Origin of the sequence: Chryseobacterium sp. SN22, assembly GCF_008329705.1 — a bacterium.
In the GTDB taxonomy this organism is placed as follows: Bacteria; Bacteroidota; Bacteroidia; order Flavobacteriales; family Weeksellaceae; genus Chryseobacterium.
The window spans coordinates 62,020-78,535 of the sequence record NZ_VTSX01000024.1 but is presented as its reverse complement, the minus strand read 5'-3'; the positions used below and the strand labels follow the sequence as shown (position 1 = coordinate 78,535).

Sequence of the window (16,516 nt, the reverse complement as noted above, 5' to 3'; positions counted from 1 at the left end):
TAGAATTAATTCATCAGTATAAAAAAATTGGTATTGATGATAAGACTGAAGAATGGTTCAGAATAGGAAATGAAAAACGAAACAATTTACCCTCTGAAATTGTTTTATATGCTATAATTGATAATTTTGAGGATAAAACAATTAGTTTTAGACAATTACTTACTGGAGAGAACTCTCCGGGAAATATTTTTGCTCTTAATGCTGAAGAATTATATAAACATATTATGAACATTAGTAGCCAATATGCCAATATAATTTATAGTGAAACGGCAGGCAATAGGACATTACAGTTCAAGGAACAGATTAATAAATGGGAAATTCTTAATGAATATTACAGATAGAAGTAATTACCATTTTTCTCCATCTGTGAATATAGTGAGAGATAATGGTGTACAAATAGATTATATCCTGACACCTAATGCTGAGTTAGTTTACTCACAGTTGGTAAATGGATTTGAGATTGGGATTAGAGCATATAATTTAATTGGAGCTTATGGAACAGGGAAATCTGCTTTCTTAAAAGCTTTTGAAAATGATATAACGAATCTTTCAGATAATTTTCACAATAAAGCTTTTAATGGCTTTGAGTTTATAAAATTTGTCGGGAAATATACATCCTTTAAAAAGGAATTTGCCGATTTTTTAGCTGTTGAAGATATAAATACTGATAACATTGTAAAAGCAATAGAAAAGTATTATTCAAAATTAAATTCAGGTTTAATAATTCTTGCTGATGAGTTTGGCAAGTTCTTAGAATATGCTGCTCAGAACAATCCTGAGGAAGAGTTGTATTTTATACAAGAACTAGCAGAATATGTTAATGATAAGAATAAAAATATACTTTTCATTTCAACATTACATCAGGATTTCAATCAATATGCTTTTAATTTATCTAAAGCTCAGAAAAATGAATGGGATAAGGTAAAAGGAAGGTTAAAAGAAATAACTTTCAATGAGCCTGTAGAACAGCTTTTATTTTTGGCTGCAAAAAGAATTGATAAATTAGGATTTAAAAATGAAAATGATAGTTTTACAGCCCTCTTTAAAATTATACAAGATTCAAAGTTATTTCCATTAAGAGATTATTTCAATGAAGAAATAGGTGAAAAATTATTTCCTTTGGATGTATTATCAGCATCTGTTCTTACATTGTCCTTGCAGAAATATGGACAAAATGAAAGATCATTGTTTTCATTTTTAGATTCAAATGATCCTTATAATTTACTGGATTACGATAGTATTGGAAATCCGTATTTCAATGTTGCTTGTGTTTATGATTATTTAATTCATAACTATTATTCATTTCTGACAACCAAATATAATCCACATTATTCCCAGTGGACAAATATTAGAGCAGCCATAGAAATGACAGAAGGCAGATTTATAGGAAATCCTAATAATGCTGTTAAAATTATAAAGACAATCGGTCTGTTAAATCTTTTTGGAAATTCGTCTGGTGATATAGATGAGGCCTTTCTTGAACAATATGCACTGCTTTCTTTAGGTATTCATGATTCAAAAAAAAATATTGATGAATTAGTAAGATTGCGAATCTTAAGATATGTAGGATATTCCAATCGTTTTGTATTAGCTCAAGGAACTGATTTAGATGTTGAAAAAGCTTTAGAAGAATCTTCTTTGTCGGTAGAGAAACCTAAAAATATTATAGATTATGTACGAGACTATTTTACAGGTAATTATATAATCGCAAAGTCAGTATCTTATATTAAAGGTACACCTCGTCTTTTTGAATTTAAATTAGTTGATAATTTAGTTGACGAGATTCCGATTGGAGAAGTAGATGGTTTTATTAATTTAATTCTATCGAATAATGTAGCAGAGCAAGAAGTTATTGAATTTTCTCAAATTTCCGAAGAGGCAATATTAGTAGCTTACTATCAAAACTATAAGCAAATAGAAGAGAGCATTTATGAAATTTTAAAAATTCAGAAGATAAAAAATGATTATCACGATGATAAAATTGCTTTAAATGAACTTGGCGAATTAGAACAATTTCATAAGAGTGCTTTAAATAAGTTAATTAATGAAGATTTATATTCTAATAATGGCAATGTACAATGGTTCTATCATGGAGAACTGCTAGAAATAACTTCTGCAAAAGTTTTGAATATAGAACTTTCAAGAATTTGTGATGAAGATATATATACAGGAACTCCCATTTTCAGAAATGAAATGGTTAATAAAACTAAGATTTCGTCTCCTATCTCTACGGCAAAAAAAGTTTTGCTGAAAAACTTATTAGATAATTGGAAGGTTGAAAATTTAGGATTTAATTCCACCCATTTCCCTCCTGAAAAAACTATTTATCTAAGTTTACTAAAAGAAACTGGAATTCATCAAATACAGAATGACCAGTTAACAGTTTCAAGACCTACAGATGAGAGTTACAATGCAGTTTGGGAATTAGGAGAAAGGTTTTTGGAATCTTCCAAGTATAGTAAAAGAAATTTACAAGATTTTATTGAGCAATTGTCTGTAAGGCCTTTCAAATTGAAACAAGGATTTATAGATTTTTGGTTGCCAATATTTCTTTTTATTAAGAGAAATGATTTTGCGCTATTTAATAAAGATATCTATATTCCTGAGCTGACTTTTGATAATTTAGAATTGGTTTCTAAAAAAGCAAAAGATTATGAAGTAAAAGCTTTTGATGTAGAAGGTGTTAAGCTGAGAATGTTTAACCAATATAGAGAAATGCTGGAACAAACGGAAAAGGAGACCATTACCAATCAGAGTTTTATTGAAACGGTAAAACCTTTCCTTAAATTCTATAGAGAGATTCCTGATTATTCAAAGAAAACTTTACGACTAGGAAAAAAAGCACTAAGACTGAGGGATGCTATTGCCAATTCAAAAGATCCTGAAAAAACATTTTTCGAAGATTTCCCTTCGGCAATGGATGTAAGTATGATAGAGTTGCAGAATGATACAAAGAAATTGGAAAGTTATATTGCGGAAATTCAATTATCAATAAGAGAGATCAGAACTTCTTATTCAGGACTAATTGAAAGATTCGAGCTTTATATCTTAAATGAAATTATTGGAGAAAATTTAGATTTTGAAGAATATAAGATAAAGCTTCAGAATAGGTTTAAAACAATTAAGAAACATCTTTTAAAACCTAATCACAAAATATTTGTTCAAAGATTGAATTCTCCATTAGATGATAAAAATGCTTGGCTCAATTCATTGGTTCAGGTCTGTCTAGGAAAGACTTTAGATAAGATCACTGATGAGGAAGAAGCTAAATTATATACAATTTTTACAGATACTATTGCAGAATTGGATAATCTTAGCGAAATTAGTCAAAAAGATTTCGATGAATCAACAGAAGAAATCTTTAAGATAGAAATTACTTCATTCGTAGATGGGTTAAAGAAAAACTTAATCCGTTTACCTAAGGAAAAAACAAAAGAGATTTCTGAAAAAGAAACAGAATTAAAAAAACTACTGGTAGGTGATACCAGAATTAATATAACCATACTTGCAAATTTATTGCAAGAAGAACTAAAAAAATGAGAAACGTAAGGCACGTAATGGGTATTTCAGGGGGCAAGGATAGTGGTGCCTTAGCTATCTATTTATTTGAGAAATATCCTCATTTAGATATCGAATATTACTTTACAGATACTGGAAAAGAACTGCAAGAAACGTATGACTTAATCCGTAATATTGAAACACATACCGGTAAAAAGGTAATACATATTGAAGCCGCAGAAAAAAGCCACGAAGATCCTTTTGATCACTTTTTAAAACTGTATGGAGGCTATCTACCTTCTTCAAATGCTCGTTGGTGTACCAAAAAACTTAAATTAGAACCTTTCGAGGATTGGGTAGGTGACGATTTAGTCATTTCTTATGTGGGCATTAGAGGTGATGAAGATAGAGAAGGATATATATCAAGAAAAGGTAACATCCAGTCAATTTTTCCTTTTCGTAGAAATATTTGGAGTGAAGATGTTATTGGGAAAGTTTTAAAAAACTCCAATATTGAAAACCTTCTTACATGGTATGATGATTATATACCAGCTCAAAAATTATTAAGAATTCAAGAAGTTGTTGAAGAAATTATTTCTCCAAGATATACGATTAAAGATAAGTTAAATGATTTACTGGATATAGATATTCAGGCATTTAATCGGGTTGTTTTTGAGTTTTTAAAAACAACACAATATCCATTAGCTTATGAAAATGATTTTGCATTACTAGATAATGAAGATAATCTAGTACGAGAAGATATTTTTAAGATTTTGAATAATAGTGGTGTTGGGGTTCCAAAATATTATGAGAAAATTGAATTTGAATTAAATGGTCAAAAAGGTGAATATGCCCGAAGTCGTTCAGGCTGCTTTTTCTGTTTTTATCAACAAAAGATAGAATGGATATGGCTATATGAACAGCATCGTGAACTTTTTAATAAAGCATTGCAATACGAAAAAGATGGTTATACCTGGATGCAGGATGAAAGTCTTGAAGATATTGTCAAGCCAGAGCGTATGGCTCAGATTAAAGAACAACAAATAAAAAAACTACAAAAAAATAACCAAAACAAAAAATCAGCTTATCTTTTAGATCTTTTAGATGACTCTGAAGGAGAGGGCTGTGCAAGTTGTTTTATATAAATCTGCTTATAATGGAAAATCAACTTGACGAAATACAAAAGTTAATTGATCAAAGGAAAGTCATCGAAGAAAAGCTTTCCAATATTACAGGTGCAATTAGTTTTAGTGTTGATGCTGGAATTATTAATCGTCTAGGAAATGAATTAGTTGGTCGCGCAGAGACTGCAGTATCTGAACTAGTTAAGAATTCATATGATGCAGATGCAAATAAGGTTACCCTAAGGTATATAAATACAGATGTAGAAGGTGGTTCTTTAGAAATTGAGGATGATGGAAATGGAATGACTCGTCAGCAATTAGTAAATGGATTCATGAGATTATCTTCTCCAGATAAAATTAATTATCCAATATCTCCAGTCTATAAACGTACTAGGGCTGGAAAAAAAGGAATAGGTAGATTTGCTACACATCGTCTTGGCAAATACCTAACTATAATAACTAAAAATAAAGATTCTAATAAAGCTTTAAAACTGACGATAAATTGGTCAAAATATGAAATTAGTGAAAATCTGACTGACATATTTAATCCCATTGAAGAACTTGATAATATTTTCAGTAAAGGTAGTGGAACTAAATTAATTATTGAAGGTTTGCGTGAAGCATGGTCGGAAACGCAGATTCGACGTGTCTATAGATATGTGGCAGAATTGCTGCAACCTGATTTTATCTCTGATAGAAGTAAAAATCTTAATATTGCACAAAAGGGATCAGACGATTCTTTTACTGTGGAGTGCTTAAAGCAGGATCGGCAAGAAGTAATTTCAATTGCTAATCTAGATAAAATGGTTTTTGATAATTCTTTAGGAGTTATTGAGGGTTATATACTGGATGGCCAGGGTATATGCGAAGTAAAGAGTACTCGCTTCGATATAGATGATTCTATTATAATTGATGGAGATTATTCTAGTTTGGATGAAATACATTTTAAAGCTTATTATTTCATTTATAACTTTGATTGGTATAAAGGTTATGTTCCTAAAATGGAGTATAATAGAATATATTCTTTTGGGCAAGATAATGGAGGTATAAGGCTCTATCGTAATGGTTTTCGCGTTCTCCCATATGGAGAAAGAGGGAATGATTGGCTAAGTATAGAAAAGGGTTCTGCTAAAGGAGAAGACCAAGCACACGTACCTTTCAGTAATAGTAACTTTTTTGGCTTTGTAGAAATAGTTAATTCTAATAACTTAACCTTCGAAGAAACTTCTAGTAGAGAAGGTTTAATAGAAAATCAGGCATTTAATCAACTCACGGATTTTATATATAAAGCACTTCGTCAAGCTGCACAAAGAATTAATTCTGAAAGATTAGCAGAAAAAAAGAAGAAAAGTAATTCTTCAGGTTCATCAGATAGCACTTCCAACCAAACTAATAATAATTATGGTAAGAGTGCAAAACAAAAATTAGAAGATCTGAAAACTGGAGATAATGACGATATTATAGATGATGTTATTCAGGAGATTGAAGAGCTTGAAATGATGCGAGTTCTTGCTGGAATTGGTTTAAATATCGCTGAATTTACACATGAAATAAGACAATTTATTCCATCTTTTAATGGAAGCCTCAGTTTTCTCGCTACGCAAGATTTGATACCAGAAGCAAAAGAATCTATAACAAACCTAAAAGAAAATTTTAATAGATTTCAAAGTTATACATCTTACATTGATAGCACATTTACTCAAAACTCTAGTAGAGAAAAAAGTCCCCAACTACTACCTAAAGTAATAGAGGACTTTGAAAAAATCATACAATACGATCGTAAGGGACTTAATCTAATTATTGAAAAGGAATTCTTTGGCTATAATCTGTATTCAAGGTCAATGCATCCTTCTGAGTGGACTTCAGTATTATATAATTTTTACACAAATTCAAAAAAAGCTATCAAACGTACAAAATCAGAATTTGGTAAAATCAAAATTATTGGAGGACGTGAAAAAGGAATGGTCTACATCGAATTCATGGATAATGGTGATGGTATTGCCGAAGAAAATATAGAAAAGATATTCAATCCTTTTTTTACAACAAGCACCCCTGCTTCGCCAGATTCTGATTTAAACGAAATTGCCACCGGCACAGGGTTGGGGTTAAAAATCGTAAAGGATATTGCGGAATCCTATCTAGGAAACGCATTAGTAATACCAGCCGAATCTGGATATAAAACTTGCTTAAGATTTGAAGTTCCAGAAATTACTGAAGAAGAAAAAGATAAATATGAGTTATAATTATTATTATATTGATGATGATCCTGAAGAAACAATAGCTGAAACAGCGAAAGGATTAAGTATTAAAGAAGACTTGCTTAAAGTACATCCCTTTCAACACAAAGTATGGAAAGAAGAGATAGAATTTTTAAAATCTAATCAAGGAAAGTTTGATGGTTTATTGATTGATTGGAAGTTTAATAAAAAAAATTCTGCTTTGGAAGAGGCTGATTATAATGTCGAAGCTTTGATACAGCAATTGCGAACTCTTATAAATAAAGGAGATTTCAAAGATTTACCTGTTGTGCTTTGCTCAGCTGAATATGAGTTCAAAAAAAGTTTTGAGAAAGAATCTACTGCTCAAGACTTATTCGACACAATATATGAGAAAAATGATTTTGAAAATATTAAGAATGATGTAATAGATCAATTGTATGCTCTTTCAGATGCTTACATAATTATTGCGAAAAATAAGGAAATTGAAGTAATATTAGGCACGAAAGCAGATAATGTTGATTATAGATTATTGGATCATTTAGAATATATAATTCAAGAACAATATCCAAATCATGAAATTGTAAGATTCATTTTAAAAAATCTTATTACTGTTACAGGACTACTTATTGATAAATACATTCTAGCATCTAGATTAGGTGTCGATATTGATAATTCAGGAAAAGAATGGGAAAAATTATTACTGTTAATTGATTCTTTCGAATACAGAGGTATTTTACATCACGGTTGGAAAAGATGGTGGGCTACTGATTTAATAGTTTGGTGGAGAGAAAGTATAAATTGTGAGTTGGGTGATCTAAATGCATCAGATCGTGTTGAGAAATTAAATCAAAAATTTAATTTAAATCTCATCTCTGCCACAAAACAAGAGAAAAGCTCAAATGATTTTTTTTGGACTGTTTGTGAAAAAACAAAAAAACCACTATCAATTAAAGATGGTATTCTTTGTGCTGAGGATTTTTCGAAAGTTCCGTGGCAAGAAGATCAATATTTTTCAATTGATGTCGCATTAAATGAACCAATTGCAAATATTCATCCTCTAGACAGAGAAAAGATTGAAAAGTTAAAAAAAATATATACCAAAACGAGAGATGGCAAGTGATTTAAATGAAATCAAAAAAGACTTGAGGTCTTTAGCTGGTTATTTAGGTAATTGGGGAAAGTATGTCAAAAATCACGGAATGTTGAATAATATTAACTGCCATTCAAGTGGTGGTCAAATACATTATTCGATAGAGAAAGTTATGCCATTAGTTTTTCAAGATATTGATATTGAGAGACACGTAATTCCTCAAGGAATTGATTGTTTATGCCGTGAAACAGAAAGGTTTTTCGAAGTGGAGTTAACAATAAGATTGAGTCAAATTAATGAGCCAAGCGACTTGCAGGACCCTATTAAAAGATTGGGAGTTGCAATTAAAATTGAAGGAGAGTACCTCTCAAATGACATTTTTGAAAAAGCAATTTGTAGTTGGCATTTAGATAAAGGTGATTCCTCCACCAGTTTATTCACCCATCCAACATATCATTTGAATTTTGGTGGAGATCATATGGCAAATAAAATAACTGAAGAGGCTAATCCTAAATACTATGGGGGATTACTACTTTTACCCGCACCCAGAGTACTGCATCCTCCAATGGATATAATTCTCTCATGTGATTTTATAATAAAAAATTTTTATGAAAAATCTAAACATCATACTTTGACATCTTTGCCAGGATATAAAGATCTTTTAGAAAAAGCAAAAAGCCGGTTCATTAGACCATACATATATGCTCTAGGCTCAACATGGAATAGTGATTTAACAATTTCAAATTTGAGTCATAATTCTGCATTTGGTCACTAGAAAGAGTTTACTATCTTAATTAGATTATAAAAAATAGATTTTAATCCTCTAAGCTACCCATCAATTGTTCCATCCCAAAATTTAAAAGAAAGTCGGAGTAATAACTATCAAATACATCACGAATATATTCATCGATAGTTATTTCTTCGTCATTATTTTCTGTTGATTGAGACAGTTTGTAATTTTTCTTTTTAGTAATCATGTATAAAAATAACGAGTGGAAATATACAGAGGCAATATATCTTTTCTGAGCAATTATTATTTGTTCCTCATTTTTTAATTTCTTACGGTAATTTAAAAAAACATTACTATCTAAGTTCACATATATTTTTTCTAGAATATCTCCCGAAGCTACAGGGTTCATCACAGTCTCATAATTCATTGAAATACCATGATTTTCTAAACCTTCCCATTGATTTTTCGTAATTCTAACTAATTCAGGTAACCCCATATTACTAAAATCTTCTTCCTCTTTTGGAGTTGTTTCTTTTTTCTGTTGCTCATCAACAATTTTAAGGAAAACAATCTCTTGGAAAGACTCCGCACCAGCTCCTTTGAGCGATGCCTCAATTTCGATTTCGTCACCTTGTCTAAGCTCTGTATCTGGATTAAATGTTATTTTGATTGTTCCTTTATCCGGGCTTGATTTGATAATGTTTAGCAACTCACCCGAATCTTTTTCGTGTCCTTGTTGATTACCACCTGCATGATCGTTTCGTTTTACTTTTAAAACACTAACTTGTAAATCACCAGGTTCATCTGTCCGGTCAAAATAATGATCTTCAACATCGGTCTCAAACTTTAATGTCTTTTCACCTCCCACTGGTACAGGGATATGATTATTAGCTTTATTTTGTAATTTAAAAAAACTAGGAAACCTTTCAGGCTTAAATGGTTTTTGCTGTTTTGCCTGTGGTTTATTGCCGTCTGCTTCTCTTTTTTTTGGTTTATCTTTTGTTTTCTCGTCGAGTTTGAGTGTATTTTGTATCAATTTGAAAAGATCGCTATCTTTTGATAAATTTTTTGCAAAGTTTTTTATCAGCTCTGATGTATCTTCACTGTCTAATCCGATAGAGTCTTTTCTACTTTTATTAATTTCGTCGAGTTTTGATTTAATAAGTTTTGTTTTTAAGTAATCTCTTAGTTCTTCTGCTTTTGCTCCGTTTTTTAGTCTATCGCGAGAAGCCATAAAAAGATCTTTCCTAAATTCATATTTCATTTTGGAGCAATCGACATTAATCAAGAGGTAATCTTTAAGCAAATTATATTTTAAACTTCTTGTTATAAACTCGGAAGTGTAATGACCATGCACTTGACCGTTCATTGAAAATAAAACGGACATATTATTTTTAAAATAACGCCTTTGGATATCTGCTTTACTTTCTTTGACGGTTTTTCCCTCTTGTTTTGGTTTAAAAACATAACAAGTAACTTTCATTTTGCCAAAAAGTACGTCTTCATACTCTTCGGAAAACCAATCTTCTACGTAATCCTTTTCATCTTCCAAACGTCGTTGAAGTCCATATACAGTAGTTTGCAAAACTTTATTATTTGGATAACGCTCTTTTGTGTCAATGGTAAATACAGGTAGAACAGGTTTAAATAAAAATTCGTTCAGATTTTGGTTTAAATCTTGAGCAAAACCTGAAATCCCTTTCATTTGATAAGAGTACATCTTGATGATGGAACCCGTGGTGAAGTTTCTATTTAGAAGCTTTAAATCCATATCGGTAATGTCGAATTGGGGAATTTGGTTATCAATTTTCAAGTACTCATACCAAGTATTTTTTTTAGTTGTTAGTTCAGCTTCTGAAAGAGGGTGTTCTCTAACTAAAGTAAATCCAAATTTACCTGAGCTATCAAATTTTTTAGAACCAATCAATTGATAACCTTTTGTTCCACAAAATACAATAGCTCCGCTGCCTCCCATATTGTATTTACCTTGAACAAAATGAATTTCATTTTTGTTTCCTCTCATTAAGGATAAAAAAGTATTTTCAAAATCTTCAGGATGTTGACCTTCACCATTATCGTATATGATGACTGAACTTTGTCTCGTTGGTCCATCGGCAATAATCTGTATATCTTCTGCTTGTGTTCTTCTAAATGTATTAAGATCCCAATTTTTATTATCTGGAAAAAATTTATCTACTGCTTCATCCATTGATTTAGGAGCGTTTGTACTTTTAGGATCGATTCCTAATTCAATACACCTTTTCATTAGAGTAGCATCGATTGAATTGGTAACTTTTTCAATTAATGCTGCGATAGGGTTGGATTGCTGGTTTTCGATAATGCTAAAATTAGATTCGTTTCCGCCGATAGGCACCCAATTCTCTTTTTTGAAAATATTTTTAAATTTCTGTATAGTTTTTTCTACGTCCTGTTCTGTAGCACTAAAATATAATTGTTCAAATAGTTCTTTCATGGTGTTTAGCTTATAGTTTTTTTATTATATTTGAAAATTGCTAACAACTTCTTTAACTTTGTATACTGTGTAGTCAATTTCTTCCTCTGTATTGTATTTACTCAAACTGAATCGGATACTTGAAAATGCATCTTTGCTGCTTAATCCCATTTCTATTAAAACATGTGATGGCTCTATTAATTCAGAATGACAAGCAGAGCCATTTGAAACGCAAATATTTCTTAACATACCAATTAGAACATCTGCCTCTATGTTAGGAAAGCATATATTTGTAATGTTGTGTAATCTTTCAGTGGAGTGCCCGTTAACAAAAGTTCCTTCAATTGATAAGAGTTCTCGTTCCAATCGATTACGAAGTTTCGTTATATTTTCGCTATCCTGATCCATTTGGTTTAGGCTAATCTTTGCACATTTACCAATTCCAATAATTCCGGGGGTATTTAACGTACCACTGCGTTTATTGTTTTCTTGCCCACCACCATGAATTAATGGTGTAAAATTGTTATCAAGCTTGCAGTAAAACCCTCCAATTCCTTTTGGTGCATGAAATTTATGTCCTGAAAACACTAAAAAATCTACATCTAGATCTTTAACGTCAACTGGAATTTTACCTACTGCTTGTGTTGCATCTGTCACCATAAGAGCCCCAGAGTGATGAGCGATTTTTGTTATCTCCTCTATATTTTGAATTACGCCTGTTTCGTTATTAGCTAGCATAACAGAAATTATAAGGGTTTTATCAGAAACCACATTCCTTAAATTATCTATGTCTATCAATCCTGATTCTAAAACAGGAAGGTAAATTACTTCGAATCCTATTTCCTCAAGATGCTTGCAAGTATTGAGAACTGCTGAATGCTCGGTTGCTACAGTAATGATTTGAGATCGAACTGACTTGTCAGCAGAAGAAGTTACTCCTTTAAGAATTGTATTAATTGCTTCAGTTGCACCAGAAGTGAAATAAATTTCTTTTGGTTCCGAATTTAGCAAGTTTGCAACACACTCTCTTGCATGTACAATTTCTTTTTTAACCTTAACTCCCATCAAATGAGAACTTGATGAATTTGCATATAAGTCGGACATGAAGGGAATCATTTCCTTCAAAACCTGACTATCAATTTTTGTAGTAGATGCGTTATCTAGATATACGTATTCAAGCATTTTTATTTCAATTATGGATTTTACTGATAATGTATTGTGAATATATTTACTAAGCTTTGCTACTTGGAGTATCGAATGATTTTAACTAAACGATTAGCATACAAAATTCTTTATCCCTCTAATCCTAATTTTTCTCGAATCAATGTTGGAATTTTCATAATCCACCAACTACCTGCTAATTCGTCCAGCTTTACAGTTAGTATCTTATTTTTAGCCATAGAATGAATTTCTAAATTGTCAAATCTAATTTCTGTGACAAAGTATAAGTTAGAAATATCCACTTCGTTTCTCAATGGATAATTTGGCTTATCATGCTGGTAGAGATAATCACCTTTCTGCAGTTTAATTTTTAGACGATTAAATTCTTGCAAGCTTTTAAATTCTAATTCCATGTATACGTAATTTATATAAACTAAATTAATACTTTTAAACTAGATAATTTTACTGTTTTCCATAAAAAACAAAAATCCTAGGAAAAGTTAGGATTTGAATTTTCCAAGTCACATAATTTTGCAAAGCATATTTTACGAGCAGTTTATTTTTCAATTTTTGTGTTTATAAAATTTCAACGCAAATCAAAACTCCTTCAGTATAGCTATATCCATAACCAAAACCATAACTTCCACCACCACTTACTTTTTCTGTGTCTGATAATAATCTTGGCGAGCTTGATATACCTTGAGAACTAAACTGATAATTGTAACGTCCCGAAGTGATAGGGGAAATAGAAATAAATCTGAAATTTTGAGGATAACTTCTCAATCTCTTTATTTATATCATCAGACAATCTTTCCCCATCGATTTCTGAATCAGACCATCCTGTAATTTTTTAAGATACAACCTTTTTCGAGATCTGTTTTTCATTCCCAAGCCAATTTCTTTTTGTTTCACCAGTGGGAACATTTCAACAACATCTTTTATTATAGGTTTGAAATGTGTAGGAATAAATATGGTTTTTATCATTTAATTGTTTTAAAATTAATCGGAGTTATTCAATTTCGGTTGGCTCAGATAAAGTTACATTTGCACCTTCTCCAATGATGGTAATAGAATATTGTGTATTGATTTTATCTTTATACAGAATTTCAATAGAATAAATTGCGTTCTTTATATGTTTGTTACCTTTAGACCTTGCAAAGATATATCTTCTCTGTCCTCCTTCTAGTTCGTAAGGTAGATGTTCATTATGAAGTATAATGTCGGAAGATGTCAAGTTAAAATTTGTAACATACGCTACCTCACCCTTATTGTTTAAATCAATTTTAAGTTCACCGTCATACCCTCTATATCCAGCGCCATTTAACCATAAATTAGGTCGTACACTTAATTTTAATTTCTTTTCTTCGATATTCCGTAATTCAGAAAGTGCTTTATTATCTTGGCCACTTAAAATTTTAGTATTTCTAAATATTTCAACTTGTTGAGAGACTAAATTATTGTGCTCTTTCATAACATTATTTTGCGCTTCTAACAACGTAGTGATGCTAGTTAGCTTATTAATCTGCGTTTGTTTGTCTTTATCTTTTCGGAATAAAAATAAAAACATTCCAAATGTTGATAATGAACCCAATGCAGTTATTATTTGACAGGTTATAATTATTGAATCCTTATCCATATTAGTTTTCTTATTGGTATACTTACTTGCTTTGATTTATGAAAGTACCTCTTCTGAAATTTTGGTTGTTAAAAATTTGATATACTTCATATTAAAAAATACCTATTTAATAAATTTACGGGTTTACGAAAGAATAAAAATAAAAACCAAAATAAAATATACATTCAGTATTTATACTAGATTTCTCAAATTATTATAAAATTTTGTATAGTACATAATAAAAATCCTAACTCTCGTTAGGATTTTCTCTTATTTTGATTTTTAAATTCTCTTTGCAGCCGCTCAATTTCTATTTCAATTTTTTCTAATTCTTTGGTATCTAGTTTTGTAAAAAGAAGTAAAATATCAATTTCCAAAAAGTTACTAAGCTTTACAATATTTTCAATCGTTGGATTTGTCAATCCTCTTTCAATTCTACCTATATGATCTTTAGAGATATTTAATTCCAGTCCTAATTGAAATTGTGATAATCCTTTTATTAGTCTATAAAGTTGAATTAATTTACCAATTTGAAGCTTTAAATTCTCTACTTTCCATTTATACATGTAGTAAATTTTGATCTTTTAATTTCTTTTCATGAAGATATATATGTCGTTTATTGTTTTTTTATTATATTTGTAAAACAAGTTACAGAAATGTAACTTTGCGATACTTCAACGAATATTAGAAGCTATTGCTTAGAATCTCTAACTGAAAACTGGTAATTTTTAACATACGAGAGGATAAGCAGAAAGCTCACGACCTAGGCGTGGGCTCTCTTATCTGTATGTAAGGTATACCAGTACCTCAGTTAGGATATTGTAGAGTTCCATGCCGTTTTATTTCATGCCGTCCGCATTTCTACAGACTTTCTAAGCTTGCTTTACCATAAAGAGTATCAGGAGAGGATACAATAGGAAGGTACCGCCTATTGCCGCTGGCTTCAACCGCCCAGCTATTAAGGATTATTTAGTATTGTTTTTGAGCCACGGGATAAAAATCCTGCATGGCCTGAAACCGGCAAGCTTAAAAGAAAACCCATGAAAAAGAAAAAAACAGACCTGGAATCGCGGTTTTGGTCCGGCCGGAGTAAATATTCGCCCGTATCGCTGCTGGAAGTGTTTTTCCAGTTCCATGACCTGGCCACGGCCAAAGACCGGCTCAGCCTCATCATGCAGTACGCAGTCCGGGGAAAAGTCCGGATCAGGGAAGACCCTTCCGTCATCTTTCATTTCCACCAGTCGTTAAGGTCGTTTATCCTCGCAGGATATATTCTCAGGAAGAAGAAATCCGGGAAACGGGCCGCTCAGTCGCTTCCGGTGCCCAACAGCCCGCTGGTGCAGGGTTCGCTTTCGGAGGAAGAATACCGCGATCCGGTGCTGGTCTTCTGCAAAGCCTTTAAGGAATACCGCCCGGCGCAGTTCCTGGACTTCCTGGCGGAAGTGGTATATTTCTCACTGGGCACCTTCAACCATGTGCCGGAGGGCAACATTGTAGGCCCGTACCTGCACCTGTGCAAAATGCTGGATGCCGCCTGGCTCATGGCAGAAAGGAAGGCTTCGGCTGATCAACGGCAAACCGGAGATTCCACGGAGTCAAAAGAGTCAAAAGAGATTCATGTCGTATAAAAGCTGCCTGCCGGACGTATAAAAGGACACAAAAGTTTAAATTTTATTGAATCATCAGATGATAAGGGGAAACTAAAAGGAGGCTTCAGCCATGACGGGAACGAAGGTAAAAACACAGAACAGAGTTTTAAAACAGGCTGATAAAAAAAGCCTCCTCCCCATATTTTGCCGGTACGGGAAGAAAGCCAAATATTATAAAATATTTAATGATGAACCGAGGTAAAGATAAGGAAATCAATATAAAAGAAGTGATAATCTATGAAAAGCTTTTCGCCTGCGGTATGAGAAGGTCTCAGAAGGTTACTGCAGATAAAATCATCAGAAAATAAAAATTAATATCCATAAAAGCCCTTCCACCGGTAAACACCAATGACCTTAAACTTTCAGCGTTAAGCAAATTGGAAAGCGATGGCCACAAAGAAAAGTTTTCTGTCCGAAGCGTGAGACAAATGACGAACTGAAAAACACATGCCGTTTTCACGCAAGTTTAAACTTTTCAGCGTCGGACCCATTTGTAGCGTCAAAAGTTTTAAGTCTTGATCTTTTGGTTCTTTTGTATCAAGACAAAAGAACTGGAAACAAACAGAAGAACAAAAAAGGCCTCTATTTAAAACAACGTATGCCACTGGTAAAACACCAATGACCTTAAACTTTCAGCGTTAAGCAAATTGGAAAGCGATGGGCACCGACAAGTAAAAAAACGACTTAGGAGTCTGGAGCGTTAAGACCGGAGGCCTGATGAGCGTTAAAAAAATTCTGGTGTCCGAAGCGTGAGACGCATGTTCAGACGGAGAACAAATGCCGGATGCACGCAAGTTTAGAATTTTTAGTGAATCAGGCTTCCGGTTAGCGGAAGAATCCAGTCTTGATCTTTTGGTTCGTTTTGCATCAAGGCAAAAGAACTAAAACAAACAGAAGAACAAAAAGGGCTGCATTTAAAACAACGCATACCATTGGTAAAACACCAATGACCTTAAACTTTTAGCGTTAAGCAAATTG

At 32.1% G+C, this 16,516-nt stretch carries 13 protein-coding genes; 7 read left to right on the top strand and 6 right to left on the bottom strand.

Going from position 1 to position 16,516, the window contains the following annotated elements; genetic code table 11:
- From FY557_RS16015 to FY557_RS15990, 6 genes are all read left to right on the top strand, one after another.
- Positions 1-341 (top strand): DUF4007 family protein (locus tag FY557_RS16015; RefSeq protein ID WP_149248252.1); only part of this gene is annotated, 341 nt, incomplete at its 5' end.
- Positions 325-3,540, top strand: a complete 3,216-nt coding sequence (locus FY557_RS16010) for a hypothetical protein (protein ID WP_149248251.1) — start codon at positions 325-327, stop codon at positions 3,538-3,540. The genes FY557_RS16015 and FY557_RS16010, both read left to right, overlap by 17 nt.
- Positions 3,537-4,643: a phosphoadenosine phosphosulfate reductase family protein gene (locus FY557_RS16005; RefSeq protein WP_149248250.1), complete on the top strand. Its 1,107-nt coding sequence runs from the start codon at positions 3,537-3,539 to the stop codon at positions 4,641-4,643. The genes FY557_RS16010 and FY557_RS16005 overlap by 4 nt, the downstream gene beginning before the upstream one ends.
- A gap of 11 nt (positions 4,644-4,654) precedes the next feature.
- Positions 4,655-6,865, top strand: a complete 2,211-nt coding sequence (locus tag FY557_RS16000; protein ID WP_149248249.1) for a sensor histidine kinase — start codon at positions 4,655-4,657, stop codon at positions 6,863-6,865.
- Entirely contained in the window at positions 6,855-7,961 is a 1,107-nt protein-coding gene (locus tag FY557_RS15995) for a hypothetical protein (RefSeq protein WP_149248248.1), read from the top strand. Before FY557_RS16000 ends, FY557_RS15995 begins: the two co-directional genes overlap by 11 nt.
- Entirely contained in the window at positions 7,951-8,706 is a 756-nt protein-coding gene (locus tag FY557_RS15990) for a hypothetical protein (protein ID WP_149248247.1), read from the top strand. Before FY557_RS15995 ends, FY557_RS15990 begins: the two co-directional genes overlap by 11 nt.
- A 40-nt stretch (positions 8,707-8,746) precedes the next feature.
- On the opposite strand, the gene FY557_RS15985 is transcribed toward FY557_RS15990, so the two are convergent.
- The 6 genes from FY557_RS15985 to FY557_RS15960 all read right to left on the bottom strand — a co-directional run bounded on the left by FY557_RS15985 (position 8,747) and on the right by FY557_RS15960 (position 14,455).
- On the bottom strand, positions 8,747-11,134 hold the full coding sequence (locus FY557_RS15985; protein WP_149248246.1) for a hypothetical protein: 2,388 nt from the start codon (positions 11,132-11,134) through the stop codon (positions 8,747-8,749).
- Between the two features lie 24 nt (positions 11,135-11,158).
- Positions 11,159-12,295, bottom strand: coding sequence for a cysteine desulfurase family protein (locus tag FY557_RS15980; protein WP_149248245.1), 1,137 nt, complete (start codon positions 12,293-12,295; stop codon positions 11,159-11,161).
- Between the two features lie 110 nt (positions 12,296-12,405).
- Positions 12,406-12,687 (bottom strand): hypothetical protein, encoded by a 282-nt coding sequence (locus FY557_RS15975; protein WP_149248244.1) that lies wholly within the window; start codon positions 12,685-12,687, stop codon positions 12,406-12,408.
- 163 nt (positions 12,688-12,850) lie between these two features.
- Positions 12,851-13,057 carry a hypothetical protein gene (locus FY557_RS20395; protein WP_228451809.1) on the bottom strand — a complete coding sequence of 69 codons (207 nt, stop codon included), beginning with the start codon at positions 13,055-13,057 and terminating at the stop codon, positions 12,851-12,853.
- A gap of 226 nt (positions 13,058-13,283) precedes the next feature.
- Positions 13,284-13,910, bottom strand: a complete 627-nt coding sequence (locus FY557_RS15965) for a hypothetical protein (RefSeq protein ID WP_149248243.1) — start codon at positions 13,908-13,910, stop codon at positions 13,284-13,286.
- 236 nt (positions 13,911-14,146) lie between these two features.
- A complete protein-coding gene (locus FY557_RS15960) occupies positions 14,147-14,455 on the bottom strand; it encodes a helix-turn-helix domain-containing protein (protein ID WP_149248242.1) in 309 nt (102 codons plus the stop codon).
- A gap of 552 nt (positions 14,456-15,007) precedes the next feature.
- Between FY557_RS15960 and FY557_RS15955 the strand changes: the two genes are divergently transcribed.
- Positions 15,008-15,517 carry a hypothetical protein gene (locus FY557_RS15955; RefSeq protein ID WP_149248241.1) on the top strand — a complete coding sequence of 170 codons (510 nt, stop codon included), beginning with the start codon at positions 15,008-15,010 and terminating at the stop codon, positions 15,515-15,517.
- The last annotated feature ends 999 nt before the right edge of the window (positions 15,518-16,516 follow it).

Coding starts and splice junctions, on each gene's coding strand:
- FY557_RS15980 (WP_149248245.1), bottom strand. CDS start 12,295: ATGCTTGAATACGTATATCTAGATAACGCATCTACTACAAAAATTGAT.
- FY557_RS15985 (WP_149248246.1), bottom strand. CDS start 11,134: ATGAAAGAACTATTTGAACAATTATATTTTAGTGCTACAGAACAGGAC.
- FY557_RS16010 (WP_149248251.1), top strand. CDS start 325: ATGAATATTACAGATAGAAGTAATTACCATTTTTCTCCATCTGTGAAT.
- FY557_RS16005 (WP_149248250.1), top strand. CDS start 3,537: ATGAGAAACGTAAGGCACGTAATGGGTATTTCAGGGGGCAAGGATAGT.
- FY557_RS16000 (WP_149248249.1), top strand. CDS start 4,655: ATGGAAAATCAACTTGACGAAATACAAAAGTTAATTGATCAAAGGAAA.
- FY557_RS15990 (WP_149248247.1), top strand. CDS start 7,951: ATGGCAAGTGATTTAAATGAAATCAAAAAAGACTTGAGGTCTTTAGCT.
- FY557_RS15975 (WP_149248244.1), bottom strand. CDS start 12,687: ATGGAATTAGAATTTAAAAGCTTGCAAGAATTTAATCGTCTAAAAATT.
- FY557_RS15960 (WP_149248242.1), bottom strand. CDS start 14,455: ATGTATAAATGGAAAGTAGAGAATTTAAAGCTTCAAATTGGTAAATTA.
- FY557_RS15995 (WP_149248248.1), top strand. CDS start 6,855: ATGAGTTATAATTATTATTATATTGATGATGATCCTGAAGAAACAATA.
- FY557_RS15965 (WP_149248243.1), bottom strand. CDS start 13,910: ATGGATAAGGATTCAATAATTATAACCTGTCAAATAATAACTGCATTG.